This is a genomic window from Pseudomonas sp. FBCC-B35, assembly GCF_059133755.1.
Genome location: NZ_CP101439.1, coordinates 1,488,932 through 1,505,433, shown reverse-complemented (window position 1 = coordinate 1,505,433; position 16,502 = coordinate 1,488,932). Strand labels below are relative to the sequence as shown.

The 16,502-nt window shown below is 59.8% G+C and carries 15 protein-coding genes and 1 tRNA gene; 3 read left to right on the top strand and 13 right to left on the bottom strand.

The features are described from left to right. Positions 1 to 187: 187 nt before the first annotated feature. Positions 188 to 2,203, bottom strand: a complete 2,016-nt coding sequence (uvrB, locus tag NMB38_RS06700) for an excinuclease ABC subunit UvrB (protein WP_023535858.1) — start codon at positions 2,201 to 2,203, stop codon at positions 188 to 190. A 283-nt stretch (positions 2,204 to 2,486) separates the two neighbouring features. On the opposite strand from uvrB, the gene NMB38_RS06695 reads away from it, so the two are divergent. After that, a complete protein-coding gene (locus tag NMB38_RS06695; protein WP_028688127.1) occupies positions 2,487 to 3,683 on the top strand; it encodes an amino acid aminotransferase in 1,197 nt (398 codons plus the stop codon). 61 nt (positions 3,684 to 3,744) lie between these two features. Further along, positions 3,745 to 3,820, top strand: a tRNA-Asn gene (locus NMB38_RS06690). A gap of 219 nt (positions 3,821 to 4,039) precedes the next feature. Here the strand turns inward: NMB38_RS06690 and NMB38_RS06685 are convergent. The 4 genes from NMB38_RS06685 to NMB38_RS06670 all read right to left on the bottom strand — a co-directional run bounded on the left by NMB38_RS06685 (position 4,040) and on the right by NMB38_RS06670 (position 9,014). Next, a complete protein-coding gene (locus NMB38_RS06685; RefSeq protein WP_494354927.1) occupies positions 4,040 to 6,976 on the bottom strand; it encodes a dermonecrotic toxin domain-containing protein in 2,937 nt (978 codons plus the stop codon). Positions 6,977 to 7,096: 120 nt separating this feature from the next. After that, positions 7,097 to 7,663, bottom strand: coding sequence for a DUF1285 domain-containing protein (locus tag NMB38_RS06680; protein WP_028688126.1), 567 nt, complete (start codon positions 7,661 to 7,663; stop codon positions 7,097 to 7,099). Positions 7,664 to 7,672: 9 nt separating this feature from the next. Next, positions 7,673 to 8,278: a DUF4823 domain-containing protein gene (locus NMB38_RS06675; protein ID WP_028688125.1), complete on the bottom strand. Its 606-nt coding sequence runs from the start codon at positions 8,276 to 8,278 to the stop codon at positions 7,673 to 7,675. A 100-nt stretch (positions 8,279 to 8,378) separates the two neighbouring features. Further along, a complete protein-coding gene (locus tag NMB38_RS06670) occupies positions 8,379 to 9,014 on the bottom strand; it encodes a TetR/AcrR family transcriptional regulator (protein ID WP_023535859.1) in 636 nt (211 codons plus the stop codon). Between the two features lie 68 nt (positions 9,015 to 9,082). Here NMB38_RS06670 and NMB38_RS06665 point away from each other — a divergent pair, with 68 nt between their 5' ends. Beyond that, positions 9,083 to 9,241 carry a hypothetical protein gene (locus NMB38_RS06665; protein WP_154665224.1) on the top strand — a complete coding sequence of 53 codons (159 nt, stop codon included), beginning with the start codon at positions 9,083 to 9,085 and terminating at the stop codon, positions 9,239 to 9,241. A 147-nt stretch (positions 9,242 to 9,388) separates the two neighbouring features. Here NMB38_RS06665 and NMB38_RS06660 read toward each other — a convergent pair whose 3' ends face one another. The 8 genes from NMB38_RS06660 to acpP all read right to left on the bottom strand — a co-directional run bounded on the left by NMB38_RS06660 (position 9,389) and on the right by acpP (position 16,320). Continuing rightward, on the bottom strand, positions 9,389 to 9,538 hold the full coding sequence (locus NMB38_RS06660; protein ID WP_196126689.1) for a hypothetical protein: 150 nt from the start codon (positions 9,536 to 9,538) through the stop codon (positions 9,389 to 9,391). Positions 9,539 to 10,207: 669 nt separating this feature from the next. Further along, positions 10,208 to 10,990, bottom strand: coding sequence for a TatD family hydrolase (locus NMB38_RS06655; protein WP_027914365.1), 783 nt, complete (start codon positions 10,988 to 10,990; stop codon positions 10,208 to 10,210). 27 nt (positions 10,991 to 11,017) lie between these two features. Beyond that, entirely contained in the window at positions 11,018 to 12,004 is a 987-nt protein-coding gene (locus tag NMB38_RS06650; protein ID WP_027914364.1) for a DNA polymerase III subunit delta', read from the bottom strand. Next, positions 11,997 to 12,629 carry a dTMP kinase gene (gene tmk / locus NMB38_RS06645; RefSeq protein ID WP_027914363.1) on the bottom strand — a complete coding sequence of 211 codons (633 nt, stop codon included), beginning with the start codon at positions 12,627 to 12,629 and terminating at the stop codon, positions 11,997 to 11,999. Before tmk ends, NMB38_RS06650 begins: the two co-directional genes overlap by 8 nt. A gap of 9 nt (positions 12,630 to 12,638) precedes the next feature. After that, positions 12,639 to 13,832, bottom strand: a complete 1,194-nt coding sequence (gene mltG / locus NMB38_RS06640; RefSeq protein ID WP_281212075.1) for an endolytic transglycosylase MltG — start codon at positions 13,830 to 13,832, stop codon at positions 12,639 to 12,641. 4 nt (positions 13,833 to 13,836) lie between these two features. Further along, on the bottom strand, positions 13,837 to 14,652 hold the full coding sequence (gene pabC / locus NMB38_RS06635) for an aminodeoxychorismate lyase (RefSeq protein ID WP_027914362.1): 816 nt from the start codon (positions 14,650 to 14,652) through the stop codon (positions 13,837 to 13,839). After that, complete coding sequence (gene fabF / locus NMB38_RS06630) at positions 14,652 to 15,896, bottom strand: beta-ketoacyl-ACP synthase II (protein WP_023533084.1); 1,245 nt, start codon at positions 15,894 to 15,896, stop codon at positions 14,652 to 14,654. Before fabF ends, pabC begins: the two co-directional genes overlap by 1 nt. 187 nt (positions 15,897 to 16,083) lie before the next feature. Further along, positions 16,084 to 16,320, bottom strand: coding sequence for an acyl carrier protein (acpP, locus tag NMB38_RS06625; RefSeq protein ID WP_027914361.1), 237 nt, complete (start codon positions 16,318 to 16,320; stop codon positions 16,084 to 16,086). Between the last annotated feature and the right edge of the window lie 182 nt (positions 16,321 to 16,502).

Below are 16,502 nucleotides of genomic sequence, written 5' to 3'. Positions count from 1 at the left end.
GGGAGTCTCGAACGAAAGATGAAACAAAGCCTCGATGTTAGCAGGTGGCAGGCACCGGGCTCCAGCGATGCGGTGAACCTGAGCTGGCCCCCCATGATGCCGAGCCCACGGTAGGCCATACCGTGGGTGGCTTGGGTGCAGCGCGGTCTCGCCTGATCGATGCGCGGTGAATGCCGACCGCCAGGCATCAACTTGCGATCAGGCGATCTCGCAACTGGGTGATCTCGTCACGCAACTGGGCGGCGGCTTCGAATTCCAGGTCACGGGCGTATTGCATCATCTTGTCTTCGAGCTGCTTGATACGCTTGGTGATTTCGCCTGGGGTGCGCAACTCGGCCTCGTAACGCGCGCTCTCCTCTGCCGCCTTGGCCATCCCCTTGCGTTTCTTGCTGCGAGCGCCCGGGACGGTCGCACCTTCAAGGATATCGGTGATGTCCTTGACCACGCTTTTGGGCACGATACCGTGCGCTTCGTTGAAGGCGATCTGCTTTTCTCGACGTCGCTCGGTCTCGTCAATGGCCCGCTGCATCGAACCGGTTATGGCGTCGGCATATAGAATCGCCCGACCATTGAGGTTACGCGCAGCCCGGCCAATCGTCTGGATCAGCGAACGCTCGGAGCGCAGGAAGCCTTCCTTGTCCGCATCGAGGATGGCGACCAGCGAAACCTCGGGCATGTCCAGGCCTTCGCGCAACAGGTTGATGCCGACCAGGACATCGAACGTGCCCAGGCGCAAGTCGCGGATGATCTCGACCCGCTCCACGGTGTCGATGTCAGAGTGCAGGTATCGCACCCGTACATCATGGTCTGCCAGGTAATCGGTCAAGTCCTCGGACATGCGCTTGGTCAAGGTGGTGGCCAGCACCCGCTCGCCCAGGGCCACGCGCTTGCGGATCTCCGAGAGCAGGTCATCTACCTGGGTCAGCGCAGGGCGTATTTCGATCTGCGGGTCGACCAGGCCAGTGGGACGCACCACCTGCTCGACGACGCGCCCAGCATGCGCCTCTTCATAAGGACCGGGCGTGGCGGACACGAAGATGGTCTGCGGGCTGACGCTCTCCCACTCGTCGAAGCGCATGGGGCGGTTGTCCAGCGCCGACGGTAGACGAAACCCGTACTCCACCAGCGTTTCCTTGCGTGAGCGGTCCCCTTTGTACATGGCGCCCACCTGGGGAACGCTGACGTGCGACTCATCGATGACCAGCAGTGCGTCGGCGGGCAGATAGTCATACAGCGTAGGTGGGGGCGCACCGGCAGGACGACCGGACAAGTAGCGAGAGTAGTTTTCGATACCGTTGCAGTAACCCAGCTCCATGATCATTTCCAGGTCAAAGCGGGTACGCTGCTCAAGACGCTGAGCCTCCACGAGCTTGTTGGCCTTGTGCAGGTACTCAAGCCGGTCGGCCAACTCTTCCTTGATACCCTCAACCGCCTGAAGCAGCGTTTCTCGCGGCGTCACGTAGTGGCTCTTGGGGTAGAACGTGAACCTTGGCAACTTGCGCAGGATTTCGCCTGTCAGCGGATCGAACGCGGCAATGTTTTCCACCTCGTCGTCGAACAGCTCGACGCGTATGGCTTCGAGGTCCGATTCGGCCGGGTAGATGTCGATGACATCCCCACGCACTCGGAAGGTGGCACGGGCGAAATCCATTTCATTGCGGGTGTACTGCAAGTCGGCCAGTCGGCGTAGCAACGCGCGCTGGTCGAGCTTGTCGCCACGGTCGATGTGCAACACCATCTTGAGGTAGGTTTCAGGACTGCCCAGGCCATAGATGCAGGACACGGTGGTGACGATGATCGCATCGCGCCGCTCGAGCAGCGCCTTGGTCGCCGAAAGGCGCATCTGCTCGATATGGTCGTTGATCGAGGCATCCTTCTCGATGAAGGTGTCCGATGAGGGCACATAGGCTTCGGGTTGATAGTAGTCGTAGTAGGAAACGAAGTACTCCACCGCATTGTTGGGGAAGAATGCCTTGAACTCGCCGTACAACTGCGCCGCCAGCGTCTTGTTCGGTGCCAGGACCAACGTGGGGCGCTGCACCTGCTGGATGACGTTGGCGATGCTGAAGGTCTTGCCAGAGCCGGTCACCCCCAGCAGAGTCTGGTGCGCCAACCCCGCCTCGATGCCCTCGACCATTTGCCGAATGGCCTCTGGTTGATCGCCTGCTGGCTGGAACCGGGTAACGAGCTGGAACTCGGACATGTCGAACCTCGCGGTGCTGCACTGTAAATTTAGCCAGTAGTCTATACCCAAATGGGCACGCCGGGGGACGCTTTGAAGGCCCAACGGTGACCCCGTGTTACGGTGGACAGGGCAAAGGCCGCAAGGGTCGAAAATTTTTTGCGCAAATAGTCGTAAAAGCGGCGTCGCAGTGTCGCCGTGACCGTACCGGATCACTATACTGACTCCCCGTTTGTGCCCCGCTTCAGTGCATTCGGCTGGAGCGGATACCTCCCCTTACACTCCTATCCGAGCCAAGGTAACAATGAGCCTGTTTTCCGCTGTCGAGCTGGCACCCCGCGACCCCATCCTGGGCCTCAACGAAGCATTCAATGCCGACCCACGCACCGACAAGGTGAACCTGGGGGTGGGCGTCTACTGCAATGAGGAAGGCCGCATTCCGCTGCTGCGGGCGGTGATCGAAGCCGAGACCCAGCGTGCCGCCCAGCATGCCTCGCGTGGCTACCTGCCGATCGACGGCATCGCGACCTATGACCAAGCGGTGCAGAAACTGCTGTTCGGTGCCCAGTCCCCGTTGCTGTCCGATGGCCGGGTTGTGACTGTCCAGGCAGTGGGCGGTACGGGCGCACTGAAGATCGGCGCCGACTTCCTCAAGCGTGTATCCCCCGAGGCCGTGGTAGCCATCAGCGACCCGAGCTGGGAAAACCACCGTGCGTTGTTCGAATCAGCGGGCTTCCCGGTTCATACCTATCGGTACTATGACGCCCCGACCAACGGCGTCAATCGGGCAGGCATGCTCGAAGACCTCGAGGCGTTGCCCGCAGGCTCCATCGTCGTGTTGCATGCCTGCTGCCATAACCCGACCGGGGTGGACCTGGACCTGGAAGACTGGAAGAACGTCCTGCAAGTGGTCAAGACCAAAGGTCATGTGCCCTTCCTGGACATGGCCTACCAGGGCTTTGGAGACGGCATCGACGAGGACGCCTTTGCCGTACGCCTGTTTGCCGAGTCGGGCCTTGAGTTCTTCGTCTCCAGCTCGTTCTCCAAATCGTTCTCCTTGTACGGTGAGCGCGTGGGCGCCCTGTCGATCGTGACGGCCTCCAAAGACGAAAGCACGCGCGTGCTGTCCCAGGTCAAGCGGGTTATTCGTACCACCTACTCCAACCCCCCCACCCATGGCGCCACCATCGTGGCGACGGTACTCAACAGCGCAGAGCTGCGGCAGATGTGGGAAACCGAGCTGGCAGAAATGCGCGAGCGCATTCATGGCATGCGCAAGCAGATGGTCGAGTTGCTGGCTCATTACGGTGCCAAGCGCGACTTCAGCTTCGTGGGTCGCCAGGTCGGCATGTTCTCCTACTCGGGCCTGACCGTGGAGCAAGTGGCTCGGCTGAAGAACGAGTTCGGTATCTACGCGCTGGACACTGGCCGCATAGCCGTGGCTGCGCTGAACCAGAACAATATCCACGTCGTGACCAAAGCCATCGTTGAAGTGCTGTAACTGATTGATTTCGCAGGGGTGACTTGACTTACCCCTGCTGTTGAGTAAGATACGTGCACATTCCGCGATAGCTCAGTCGGTAGAGCAAATGACTGTTAATCATTGGGTCCCTGGTTCGAGTCCAGGTCGCGGAGCCAGATAATCAAGATCCTTCACAGGGTTTTGAAAATAATCCAAAAACGCCGCTTTGAGGGATGTTGTCAAACAGACATACCCAAAGCGGCTTTTTTGTGCCCGCTGTGGATATGCCCGTGTCTTTTGCCCAGGTCAGTGCTCATCGCATGATCCGCATGGCATGGGTGCCGTTCAGGCGCTCCATGAGGCGTAGGCCAAATGCACGCCTCCCGCGCATCGACTCATCTCGTCAGCACATACTGCAACCCATGATGCTCCAGCAGGGTACGTATCTCTCGCAGGCTTGCTAGCCGTCGCTCACTGACCCATGGCCACTCGGGCCGCTGGATATAAAAACGTTCACCTTCCTGGACGATGGGCGTGTACACCAACCCACCCGTGCGGCTGCGATGCACCAACTGCAACTGGCCATCGGTGCTCTCGAACGTGAATGCACCGTTATGCTTGAGCATGGCCGCCACTTCCTCACCGACCGGCTTCGCCGCTTTAATCGGTACTTGCAGGCGAAGATCGCTTTTGACCCGGCGTACCTCCATGACGTAATCAATGGCCGCCAGCCCAGGGTCGGCACCGATACCGCCGGGCATACCTACCTCAATGTCCTCGACGCGCAAACTGATTGCGCCCTGAAGTTCGCTTACGCCGCGCACGCCTTCAAAGTCGCTGGCGTGGCTATTTCCCACCAGCGCAACCCACCGGCTTGGGCCTCGGACCGCCTGGTCCGCCTCGATGATTTCATGGGTGTAGAAGTTCATCATTTGCTGCCTGATCACCGCCGATGGCGGGTTGTCCCAGGCCTGGCGGTAGCTGGCCATGCAGTCGATGGACTGGATACGGATGCCGGACTTCTGCGCCGCAATCAGCACGTTGCGAAACGAGTAGCGGCCTGCCAGATCGACCCCATGACCTTCATCCAGATTATTCACATAGGTGCTCAACCGGGCGGGCATCTTGCCCGAGCATTTGAACACATCAAGGTCGGCCTGATGAAAGTCGGTCATGAAATGCTCCAGGTAGAGCACCTTGATCTTTTCGCGCTTGAGCAGAGGCATGTTGTCTATCAGAAACTGCTTGCTGCCCAGCCCTGAATGGCTTTCACCGATGACCAGCCCTTCACTGTTCTGGTAGAGGCTGCGGATGATCAGCTTGGCACTGGCGTCACGAGGCATAGCCGTTATTGCGGGCCGCGCGGGCGGTATGACATTTTCAAGATAGGCAACGGCGTCGGTGGCAAGTGCGTCACGGCTGGCACGGAATGCCTGGTAGCTCGCTTCTACCTGAGCATCGAAGCTGCTCATGATTCCACTTAGCGCGCGTTCATCTACCGGGGCATTGGCGGCATGCTCAAGCAGAGGACGGGTTTCACGCGGAATCTCGTAGGGCATTTCGGGCAGGGCCTGCACAGCAGCTGCGTTGCTTGGCCGCCCCCAGGCCCCAAGCAACTTGCGTGGCAATCCGCCACCCTGCAAGCCTGAGCGCTGTAGAGGTTGCCACTGGCCGTCCGCTGTCATATGGATGGGCACGTTGCGATAGAACGAGTACGGATTCTGCGGGTCGATGACCACCCAGCTGCCCATCTGCTGCACATAACGGACCTCGAAGGGTTGCTGGTCAATCAGCGCATAGAACTTGCCATCCTGCAGATAGATACCCTCCTGCCCGCCACTCCCAGACTGGGCGCTGAGGATGATGTTGGTTTCAAAAGGTGCCAGCAGGTCTTCATGGCCAACCGGGCGGAACGGCTCAGGGACCCAGGCGTCAATTTCGGCGGGTGTCGCCGGGGCCGCCTCCTCTTGCTCAACGGCCAGGGTGCTGCCCTCAGGCACCTGTGGATCAATCAGCGTTTCCTCGGCGCCTGCACCTACGGCACCGGCTAGCATGGCGGCGTTGAACAAGGTGTCCATGGCCGCCAAGATCGCGCCGGTCACACCGGCCTGCCGCTCGCTCGTGGTATGACCGTTGACAGCCTGGTCGATGTTCAGCCCCATATCGGCAAGCCCTGCGCCGACCACAGCCAGTGCGATCGGCCAGTCGACAGCTGCCATGGGCCCTGCTACTTGGCCGAAGGCCCTGAGATAGCCGATCCACAGCTGTTTGCGCAGGTCCGCGTTGCTGCGCAGGGCGAACTGTGCGTCGTCGGTCATGCGCTGGCGCGCGGCGTCGCGCAGGTGACTGAACGCATCGCCCGGCAGGGTGGCATCGAGCTGATTGAGGCACTCGTGATCATCACCGCCCCAATTGAAGAACAGTAGATCGATCAGGTGATTGAGGCCAAGGCGATCATCTTTTTGGGCACGGCTGGACAACGGAAAGTGCGCCACGAAGCGCGCCCGGTTTTCGGCTTCGTTGGTATTGTTCAACACCCACCAGTAGAGGTCCTTGCGCGTTGGGAAAAGATGCAGTGCGTCCGTTTCACCTGGGGTGTACAGCAGTTGCGAACCATCCTCCAGCACAATGCGCAGAAAGTCGCTCGCAATGTGCCCGCCAATGTCGAAGGTACACACGCGATAACCCGCGGCCGGCAGTACAACCGCCTGAAGTTGCTCCAACGTGGGTGATGCAATATCAAGACCTGTCAGCGCAGTGGCGACGCGGCGAACATGCTGGGCCAGCGCCGTGCTGCTGTCGGCCGCGCAAATTTCGATCACCTTGGCGAGGAAGTTGACTTTCGCCAGTACACGATAGTGCTCAGCATGTTCTTGCCAAAACGCCTGAAGCCGATGGTGAAATTGGGTACTGAAGTCGATTTGCCAGAAATCCTCGAGCACAGCCTGGGGCTCCAGACGGATCTCATTGTGCTCGTCATAAAAACCGGGGCCAGGGCCATTACTGTAAAAGCCGGTCAGGTAACTGAGCAGGTCGCTGTTATCCTGGTCATGGACGTCGAAACGGTGCATGACCAACTGCGGCAGTGTGAAGGATTGGACAGGCGGGTCCAGGTGCTGCCACCCACTGAAGGTGCGAGGGCTGCTCTGGGCGGTTTCGAAACGGTTGAGGTAGACCTGGTCAGGGTCAAGGTGTGACAAGTTGTGTTTGCTCAACAACCCAACAGCTGTGTCGCGGGCCAACTGGCGCATATCGGGACAGGCTGCTACAAGTGGAGCAGCGATGGCGCGTAGCTGGGATTCGACGGGTGGGGTCAGAATCTGCAGGCCCATGGCGAGGTTCCTCACGGTGTAAAACCGTGAGGTTGAGCCATTACCGTGCGTTTTGAGCGCTAGTTATCAACCACCTTCCACACGGTCTTCATGCCCCAGTGAAGTGCGGTGAAGCGTGACTCAGGGATAATCCACCTGCCCTATGGGATAGAACTCACCCCGGCTCCACACGCCTAACCATTGCTGATCTGCGATTTGCCGCGCAACGGCCAACTCGACCAGCTGATAGAAGACATTACGGTGAATCAACGCCTCAAGATTGCTGCGCATCAGCACATAAGGCGAAGGCGCCTGGGTGACGGGGTCAGTCACCACCCGCAGCGGATGGTCAGGCCCTGCTTCGACCTGATCATCCACATTGTTGGTGAAGCGTAACACCTGCTGCTCCCCCTCCCCCGTCACTTCCAGGGCCACGGCAACGAACGGTGCATCGTCGACTTTGATGCCGACCTTCTCGACTGGCGTTACCAGAAAGTAATCATCACCGTCGCGGCGGATGATCGAAGAAAAGAGCTTCACCATCGGCTTGCGGCCGATAGGCGTGCCCAAGTAATACCACGTTCCGTCCCGTGCGATACGCATGTCGATGTTGCCGCAGAAATCGGGATTCCAGAGGTGCACAGGCGGCAAGCCCTTGGACGTTGGAAGCTGTGTCAGCAGGTCATTGGCCTTGCCCGTCTCATTCATCGCAGTGCCTCATCGACTCATGCCAAGAAGGCTACGAGCGTACTCGCGCATGGGCGCAGCAAGCAAATCCCTGGGCGTCTGGTCGTGGAACGTCAACAAACCGCCACGGCTTTTGATACGGACCGTGTCTATCAGGTAGCGGGTACTGGTTTCGATGAGCATCATCTGTACCACGCCGCTATCCCAACCCAGTCGGTCCACGGCCTGTTCGTCGTACCACTCGTCCCCATTGCCAATGCGGTCATCGGTACGAGCGAAACGGGTATAGAGCACGTAATCGGCCCCAAATGAGCGTGCCTGCGCAATGGCCTCTTCCAGGCCCAGCGGTGCCTCGGCACGGCGTAGCATCGGGAAATACTCAACGAAGCTTTTGAAGGCCTCTTCGGCCACCGCATTCTGCTGCGGGACCGGGCCTTTACCGGGCGGCACGAATGCACCTTGCCCAATGAAGATAAAGGAATCGGGCTGCAGTCGGATCGACAGCGTACGACGGGTATCGCTGTGATCCAGCAGGCCGGCATCGCTCATGTGGTAGCGAACACCTTCCCCCATATCACTTACTTTCATGCACCCGCCCAACGCCGCAAGCGTCAGCACCAAGACCAGGCTCCGCATCATTCCTCCAAGGGCCGGCGTCAAAAAAGCCGGCGAATGGCTGACGAATGCAGCTTTTGCGCCAGTTTTGGGTTGGCCACACGCCTGGGCCGGTGCTGACTCAGCTGGCTGGGTCGGGGTCGCGCTTGCGTTTGTTGCCCATGCGTACGCCGATGTCCATCAGGAACTGGAAGAAGCCTTCTTGATCTTCCAGCACATTGCTCCAGAACGGGGAGTGATAGAGCGCTACCGCCCCATGGACCAATGCCCAGGCGGCACAATAGTGGAAATAAGGGGGTACATCTTCAAGCTTGCCCTCACTGATGCGGCCTTTGATCAGTTGCGTGAGGCGGTCGAAGTTGGAGGCGCGAATGCTATGCAGTTGCTCGACCATTTCCGGCACTTGGTTACCCTTGACTACCTTCTCTTCCAGACGATCGAAGAGCCTGTAGCGTTGCGGGTCGCGCATGCGAAATTCGAAGTAGGCACGAGACAGGGCTTCCTTGTCGCGGTCTACATCGGCCGAATGCAGAAGCTCATTGAGGTCGCGCTCGTAGTCGAGCATCAGGCGCAGGTAGATCTCTGCCTTGGACTTGAAATGCTTGTAGATCGTGCCTTTGCCGATACCCACGGCGTCGGCGATCATTTCGACGGTGACGCTGTCCTCGCCTTGCTCGAGGAACAGCTTGAGTGCGGTGTCTAGGATTTCCTGTTCGCGACGGCGAAACTCACGGACCTTACGAGGTTCTTTCTGCATGGGAAGGACTGGCTGACGATCGAAGCGGATTATTATGCCTAACTTGCGCGAAATTGCACGGATCATCCGTGGTCACCTCTGTTTTCGGTGGTGTGCGGGTGATCCTGATCGTTGGCAGCCTGGCCTGGAGTATTCCAAATCTGTTTAAAAAACGATCAATTTTGCCTGGCATTGTGCGTAGCCTGGGCAATACTCAAGGGGTCGGCGCGGCGCATCCCCCCGAGTGACGCGGCGATAAAGGTACTCAGGGACCGCGTACCTTTGTTCTACTCCTAATGGTCTTAACCCGGATTCCCCCCCAGAAGCCGGGTTTTTTTTGAGGGGGGGTTGGGTGGCTAGCGTAAAGCAGATCCCCGCGACCCCCACGCTACCGTTCAGCTCTTGATCTTGATCTTGATCTTGATCTTGATCTTGATCTTGATCTTGATCTTGATCTTGATCTTGATCTTGATCTTGATCTTGATCTTGATCTTCGCGACTTCAGAAGGCCGAACGCAGGTCTTGCGGAGGGAGGTGACAGGCATGGATGCCTGTCAAGCGCTGGGCCCCAGGATGGGGCCTACAGCGCGGTCCTCCCGGGAGCAAGACCGGAGTGAGGGAACCCCGAAGCGCAGCGTAGGGGCCGTATGAACGGAGCGCAGCCTTTTTTGGTTACTTTTTGTGGCGTTTGACAAAAAGTAACTCGCCGTAAGGGCGAAAAGGTGATTCAGCGTCGCCATCGCAAATGGACTATGCTCTCTATCGATACCCACACCAACCCAATCAAACTTCAAACTTCAAACTTCAAACTTCAAACTTCAAACTTCAAACTTCAAAGCGTGGGCGCATATATCGAGTCGGTATTCATTGGCGCGGGTGGCGCGCAGTCCCCCTTCCGCCCTTACGGCGGCTCACTTTTTGTCTTGTCAAAAAGTAAGCAAAAACCGCCTGCTCCTATCATCCGGCCCCTACGCTGCGCTCCGGGGTTCCCTCGCTCCGGGCTTGCTCCCGGGAGGACCGCGCTGCAGGCCCCATCCTGGGGCCCAGCGCTTGACGGGCATCCATGCCCGTCACCTCCCTCCGCAAGCCCTGCGCTCGGCCTCCTGAAGTCGCGATCTGCGGCGCCTGGACTACAGCGCACTTAGGAGCAAGAGCAAGAGCAAGAGCAACTGCAGCTGCAGCTGCAGCTGCAGCGTTAACTCAGAGTATGCGGCTTAGCAAACCCTTGCCAACGGAAACAACCGCTTGAAGTTTGTAGTGGTCTGCTCAGCCAACTGTTCATAGCTGACACACCGTAATGAAGCCACATATTCAGCGACTTCCCGCACATATTGAGGCAGGTTAGGTTTACCCCGATAGGGAATCGGCGCCAAATACGGCGAGTCGGTTTCCACCAGAAGCCGATCCGTCGGCACCTGCCGCGCCACCTCCCGCAACGCCTCGGCATTACGGAACGTCACGATCCCCGAAAGCGAGATGTAATACCCAAGATCCAACGCCGCCTTGGCCATTTCCCAGTCTTCGGTAAAGCAGTGCAAAACACCTGCCTGCGGCAAGTTCGCCTCACGCAACAGCGCCAAGGTATCGGCACGGGCCGCTCGGGTATGGACGATCACCGGTTTTCCCGTCTGCCGCGAAGCTTCCAGGTGCAAGCGAAATGACGCCTGCTGCAGTTCGGCAGCTTCCGGCTCGTAATGGTAATCCAGGCCGGTTTCACCGATCGCCACTACATGGGGATGGGCCAATTCGGTCAACAGCCAGTCCAAGGCAGGCGCTGCACCCGGCGCCAGGTCCAGCGGGTGAACGCCTACCGAGCAATCCACATCGCTGTATTGCTCGGTCAACGCTTTGACTGCGCCTGCATTTTCGGCACTGACACCGATGCACAGAAAGTGCCCGACACCCCGAGCGCGTGCTGCCTTCAAGGCAGCATCGAGCGAACCCCCGTGGGCGCTGAGGTCAAGGCGGTCAAGATGGCAATGGGAATCTACAAGCATGGGTACACACACGGATAAGGATTAAAGTCAGCGCCCAGTTGGCAGTTGTAGCCAATGGGCCAGCAACGATTCGATCAGCAAAGCACGGTTCAGGTTCGCCTTGCTCAACACTTTCTGACGCTGCTCAAGGATCCAGGCCTGAACCTCGAGGACGTTGGCCGGACGGCTCTTTTGCGCAAGGTATTGCACCACCTTGCGCATGTCGGCCATGCCGAGCCCATCATCGTCCTGGGTCAACTGGTAACGCAGGATCAGCTGGGCCCAGTCGAAAAACCAATCGAACAGCAACAACAACGGCACGGCTGTCCAGGCGTCGGCCAACTGGCTGGGCGACTGCTGCTGCTTGAGCAGCTTCTTCACACCGTCGGTCACCAGGGCACGCTGTTCATGCACGCCGTGTTGATGAAGACTCAGGGCCAACAGCGGCGAGCCGGCAGACAAGGTCAACAGATCGTCACGCCGGGCCTCATCAGTCTCCGGCAAGGCGCTGGCCAGCCAGGCATGGCTCTGGGCCTTGGTCGGCTGTGGACAGGTGACCTGCTGGCACCGGCTCTTGATGGTAGGCAGCAAGCGGCTGGGTTGGTGGGTCACCAACAGCAGCACCGTGTCGCCAGAAGGCTCCTCCAGGCTTTTGAGCAGCGCATTGGAGGCGTTCACGTTCATCGATTCGACAGGCTCGATCATGACGACCTTGCGCCCGCCCAACTGCGCGGTCTGAGCGACGAATGCAACCAGTTCACGGACCTGATCCACCTTGATTGGCTTGTCCAGCTCTTCAGGCTCAAGCATGAAGTTGTCAGGGTGACTACCGGCCTTGAGCAAATGGCAGGACTTGCACTGGCCACAAGGCAGCGTGCCATTAGGCCGCTGGCACAGCAGCCGCGCCATCAGACGCTCGGCCAGATCACGCTTGCCTATCCCCTTGGGACCGTGCAGCAGATAGGCATGGGCATGCTGGGCGCGGCCAGCCAGTTGCTCCCATAGCGTCTGCTGCCAAGGATAGGCATCAGCCACGGCAGCGCTCCACGATACCTGGCAGCAATCTGTCCAACGCTTGCTGAACGTTCGCCAGCGACTGCGACGCATCCAGCAACGTATAGCGTTGGGGTGCCGCAGCTGCGCGTTCCAGGTAGGCGCGACGGACCGCCTCGAAAAACGCCTGCCCTTCCTGCTCGAACCGATCCAGCCGCCCTCGCGCTGCGGCGCGGGCCAGGCCTACTTCGACTGGCAGATCAAACACCAACGTCAGGTCAGGGCGAAGGTCGTCCTGCACGAACTGCTCAAGCGTCGCGATACGGTCGACGGGTAAGCTGCGCCCGCCCCCCTGATAGGCGTAAGTTGCATCTGTGAACCGGTCACACAGCACCACCGCCCCACCCGCCAGCGCCGGTCGGATCACCTGTGCAAGGTGTTGAGCGCGTGCAGCGAACACCAACAAAAGCTCGGTATCGGCGTGCATCGCCTCATCGCTCGGCGACAGCAGCAACTCACGAATCTTTTCAGCCAGTGGCGTGCCGCCTGGCTCGCGGGTCAGCACCACGTCCAGCCCTTGCTCGCGCAGCCGGGCAGCCAGGTATTCCCGGTTGGTGCTCTTGCCCGCGCCTTCGGGGCCTTCCAGTGTAATAAACAAGCCGCTCACATACAGTCCTTATTGGGGGGCGTCGGGCGCCGACGATTCGGTCGCCCGATCGCCATCGACCTTACCCTGTTCAGGCGCAGCGGCCGGAGCAGATGCATCATCCGATGCTCCCGCCTCAGGCGCCTGAGATGAACCGGACGGCGCCACATTGTCCGAGGGGGTTGGCTGCGCGGTGCCGGGGCTTGAGCGGTAATCTGCCCGACGCTTGAGCTGAAACTCGCGCACAGCAGAGTTGTGATCGTCCAGGTCATCGGAAAAGACGTGGCTACCGTCACCGCGCGCGACGAAGTAAAGGCTGGTGCCATCTGCCGGGTTCAACGCCGCATGGATGGCCTCACGGCCGACCATCGCAATAGGTGTCGGCGGCAGCCCAGTCATGGTGTAGGTGTTGTAAGGCGTCGGCTGGCGCAAATCAGCGCGTGTGATGCGGCCGTTGTAACGCTCGCCCATGCCATAGATGACCGTTGGATCGGTCTGCAGCATCATGCCCAGGCGCAGACGGCGGACGAAGACGCCTGCGATCTGCCCGCGTTCCTGTGGAATGCCGGTTTCCTTTTCCACCAGCGAGGCCATGATCAGTGCCTGATAAGGATCACGATAAGGCAGGTCGCGGGCGCGCTCCGCCCACTCGCGCGCCAGCACCTCTTCCAGGCGCATGTAGGCTTGCTGCAACAGTTCCACATCGCTCATGCCGCGCACGAAGCGATAGGTGTCCGGAAAGAAGCGGCCCTCCGGGAACACGCCAGCGTGCCCCAGCTTTTCCATGACTTGGGCATCGGAGAGGCCATCAAGTGTCTGCTTGATCTTTTCGTGCTTGGCCACCGCCGCGCGCACCTGGCGGAACGTCCAGCCTTCGACGAGGGTCAGGTTGTATTGCACCACGTCGGCCCGCTGCCAGGCGTCGAAAAGCTGTTTCACGGTCATGCCGGGGGTCAGGCGATACTCGCCCGTATGCAGCGGCACGCCGGCCATGTTGAAGCGCCAGTACAACCTGAGCCATAGCGCGTCGTCCAACAGCCCCTCTTGTTGCATGCGGTAGAACATGCGATTGGGCGTAGCGCCATTGGGCACATCCAGCAGGCGCTCCTGTGCCACATGCACAGGTTGATCCAACACCGAATGGACCTTCCAGGCCGACCAGCCAAGGGCCAGGCCCATGACGATCAGGCACATTTCCAGCAGCAGCAGGAATTTACGTCTCACGAATTCAGGTTTCCAGTAACGTACGGGCAACGGCCTGCAACGTTCGGGTGAGCGGGCCAGGCAGCCAGTTTAGCGCGCCTGCAGTGCGGACGGGCCAGATGCCGTAAACACTATTGCAAACGAATGCTTCATCAGCCTGTCCGAGCTCATCGAACGCCAGGTCACGCACTTGCACAGGGATATTCATCAGCTTCGCCCGCGCCAGCAGTGCGGCGCGCATCACGCCCGCTACCCCGCAGCGATCAAGCTTGGCAGTAAGAAGCGTGCCTTGCTTGACCAGGAACAAATTGCTGTAGACACCCTCGATCAGCCGGCCCTGACCGTCACGCATCAGGCCTTCGGCGTATTCGCCGCCCTGCCATTCGGACCGTGCCAGCACCTGCTCGAGGCGGTTGAGGTGTTTGAGCCCTGCCAGCAAGGGTTGTTCCCCGAGCCGGGTCTGGCACATGAACAGGCGCACGCCCAACTCGGCGTGTTCGGCTGGGTAGATGGGCAACGGGCTGGCTTGCAGGATGCGCCGCGCCACGACGCCAGATGCGGGTGCATACCCGCGCTGGCTGTCACCGCGGGTCAGGATCAGCTTGGCCACGCCCTCACCCAGCTGAGCGGCATAGCGTCTTACTTCATCGGCCACCAGGGCCACGTCGGTGGCGATGGACAGGCGCTGACAGCCCAGTGCCAAACGCGCCATGTGCTCATCCAGCAGCGAGGGCTGCCCCTTGCGTACAGCGAAGGTCTCGAACAGACCATCCCCATACGCCAACCCGCGGTTGTGCAGGTTGATCGCAGCCGCAGGCGTGCCATCGACCCAGCTTTGCATCACTCGGCGAACCGGCGGAACACCAGGGAGCCGTTGGTGCCACCAAAGCCGAACGAATTGGACAGCACGACATCGATCGGCATGCTGCGGGCCTGGTGCGGCACGAAGTCCAGGTCACAGCCTTCGTCCGGCTCATCCAGGTTTATGGTCGGCGGCGCCATCTGGCTGTTGATCGCCAACACACTGAAGATGGCCTCCACCGCACCGGCAGCCCCCAGCAGGTGCCCGGTCATCGACTTGGTGGAGCTCACGGCCAGCTTGTAGGCGTGCTCGCCGAACACGCGCTTGATGGCTGCCACTTCGGCCAAGTCCCCCGCCGGCGTCGAGGTGCCGTGGGCGTTGATGTAGCTGACCTCCTGCGGCTGCACGCCGGCATCGCGCAGGGCATTGACCATGCAACGGGCTGCGCCTTCGCCCGATTCGGGTGGCGACGTCATGTGATAAGCATCACCGCTCATGCCAAACCCTACGAGCTCGGCGTAGATCGTTGCACCCCGTGCCTTGGCGTGCTCAAGTTCTTCGAGCACCAAGGCACCGGCACCGTCGGACAGGACGAAGCCGTCACGGCCTTTGTCCCAGGGGCGACTGGCCCGCGCAGGCTCATCGTTGCGGGTGGAAAGCGCGCGCGATGCGCCAAACCCGCCCATGCCGAGCCCACAGGCGGCCATTTCAGCGCCGCCGGCGATCATGACGTCAGCCTCGCCATGCGCAATGTTGCGCGCAGCCATGCCGATGCAGTGGGTACCGGTGGTGCAGGCGGTGGCGATGGCGTAGTTCGGCCCTTGCAGGCCCAGGTGGATCGACAGGAAGCCGGAGATCATGTTGATGATCGAGCCTGGCACGAAGAACGGCGAGATGCGCCGAGGGCCTGCGTCGTGCAATGTACGGCTGGTCTCCTCGATATTGGTCAGGCCGCCGATGCCCGAGCCCATGGCCACGCCTATGCGCTCACGGTTGGCGTCGGTCACTTCCAGGCCGGCGTTGCGCACTGCCTGAAAACCGGCTGCCAAACCGTATTGAATGAACAGATCCAGCTTGCGAGCCTCTTTGGCCGACAAGTACTGTTCAACCTCGAAGCCCTTCACCGAGCCACCAAAACGGGTGGAGTAGGCAGAAAGATCCGTATGCTCGATCGGACCGATGCCACTGCGGCCAGCCAGAATGCCCTGCCAGGTGCTCGGTACATCGGTACCCAGTGGCGACAGCATGCCCATACCGGTGACCACGACGCGTCTACGCGACACAGTACTCTCCTTTTCTAATGACAGAGTTTCTTGCCATTGCATCCAGTTGGACGGAATGAAATGGCAACAAGCTCTCGATGCGGGGCCTGGCAGCCGACACGGCGACAGCCAAAGCTTGCAAAGAAAAAACCGCACGCCAGTCAAGGCAGTGCGGTTTTTCCCGACAAGAAGCGTCGACTACAGCGTCTTAGGCCTGGTGGCTGTTGACGTAGTCGATGGCAGCTTGAACGGTAGTGATCTTCTCGGCTTCTTCGTCAGGAATCTCGGTCTCGAATTCCTCTTCCAGAGCCATCACCAGCTCAACGGTGTCAAGCGAATCGGCACCCAGGTCATCGACGAAGGACTTCTCGTTAGTCACTTCTTCTTCCTTGACGCCCAGTTGCTCGGCGACGATTTTCTTGACGCGTTCTTCGATGGTGCTCATACCTAGTTTTCACTCCTAATGGATATATGTCAGGCAGCTGGCCGGTGGCTAATTTTATAGAAGAACGTCCGCTTTTCAAGCTCAACGCGCCTTCAGCCTAGTCCCACGACCAGCCCCCTGGAATCTGATTGCAGCTTTATAACGGATTTTAGGCTCGCAGTATGACTCTTTTTTTACGAAAT

Excerpts from the sequence above, each read along its gene's own strand:
- NMB38_RS06680 (WP_028688126.1), bottom strand. The coding sequence starts at position 7,663 with ATGAATGAGACGGGCAAGGCCAATGACCTGCTGACACAGCTTCCAACG.
- NMB38_RS06685 (WP_494354927.1), bottom strand. The coding sequence starts at position 6,976 with ATGGGCCTGCAGATTCTGACCCCACCCGTCGAATCCCAGCTACGCGCC.
- NMB38_RS06655 (WP_027914365.1), bottom strand. The coding sequence starts at position 10,990 with ATGCTTGTAGATTCCCATTGCCATCTTGACCGCCTTGACCTCAGCGCC.
- pabC (WP_027914362.1), bottom strand. The coding sequence starts at position 14,652 with ATGCAAAGCTGGGTCGATGGCACGCCTGCGGCTGCGATCAACCTGCAC.
- NMB38_RS06670 (WP_023535859.1), bottom strand. The coding sequence starts at position 9,014 with ATGCAGAAAGAACCTCGTAAGGTCCGTGAGTTTCGCCGTCGCGAACAG.
- uvrB (WP_023535858.1), bottom strand. The coding sequence starts at position 2,203 with ATGTCCGAGTTCCAGCTCGTTACCCGGTTCCAGCCAGCAGGCGATCAA.
- NMB38_RS06660 (WP_196126689.1), bottom strand. The coding sequence starts at position 9,538 with ATGCCTGTCACCTCCCTCCGCAAGACCTGCGTTCGGCCTTCTGAAGTC.
- NMB38_RS06675 (WP_028688125.1), bottom strand. The coding sequence starts at position 8,278 with ATGCGGAGCCTGGTCTTGGTGCTGACGCTTGCGGCGTTGGGCGGGTGC.
- NMB38_RS06695 (WP_028688127.1), top strand. The coding sequence starts at position 2,487 with ATGAGCCTGTTTTCCGCTGTCGAGCTGGCACCCCGCGACCCCATCCTG.
- acpP (WP_027914361.1), bottom strand. The coding sequence starts at position 16,320 with ATGAGCACCATCGAAGAACGCGTCAAGAAAATCGTCGCCGAGCAACTG.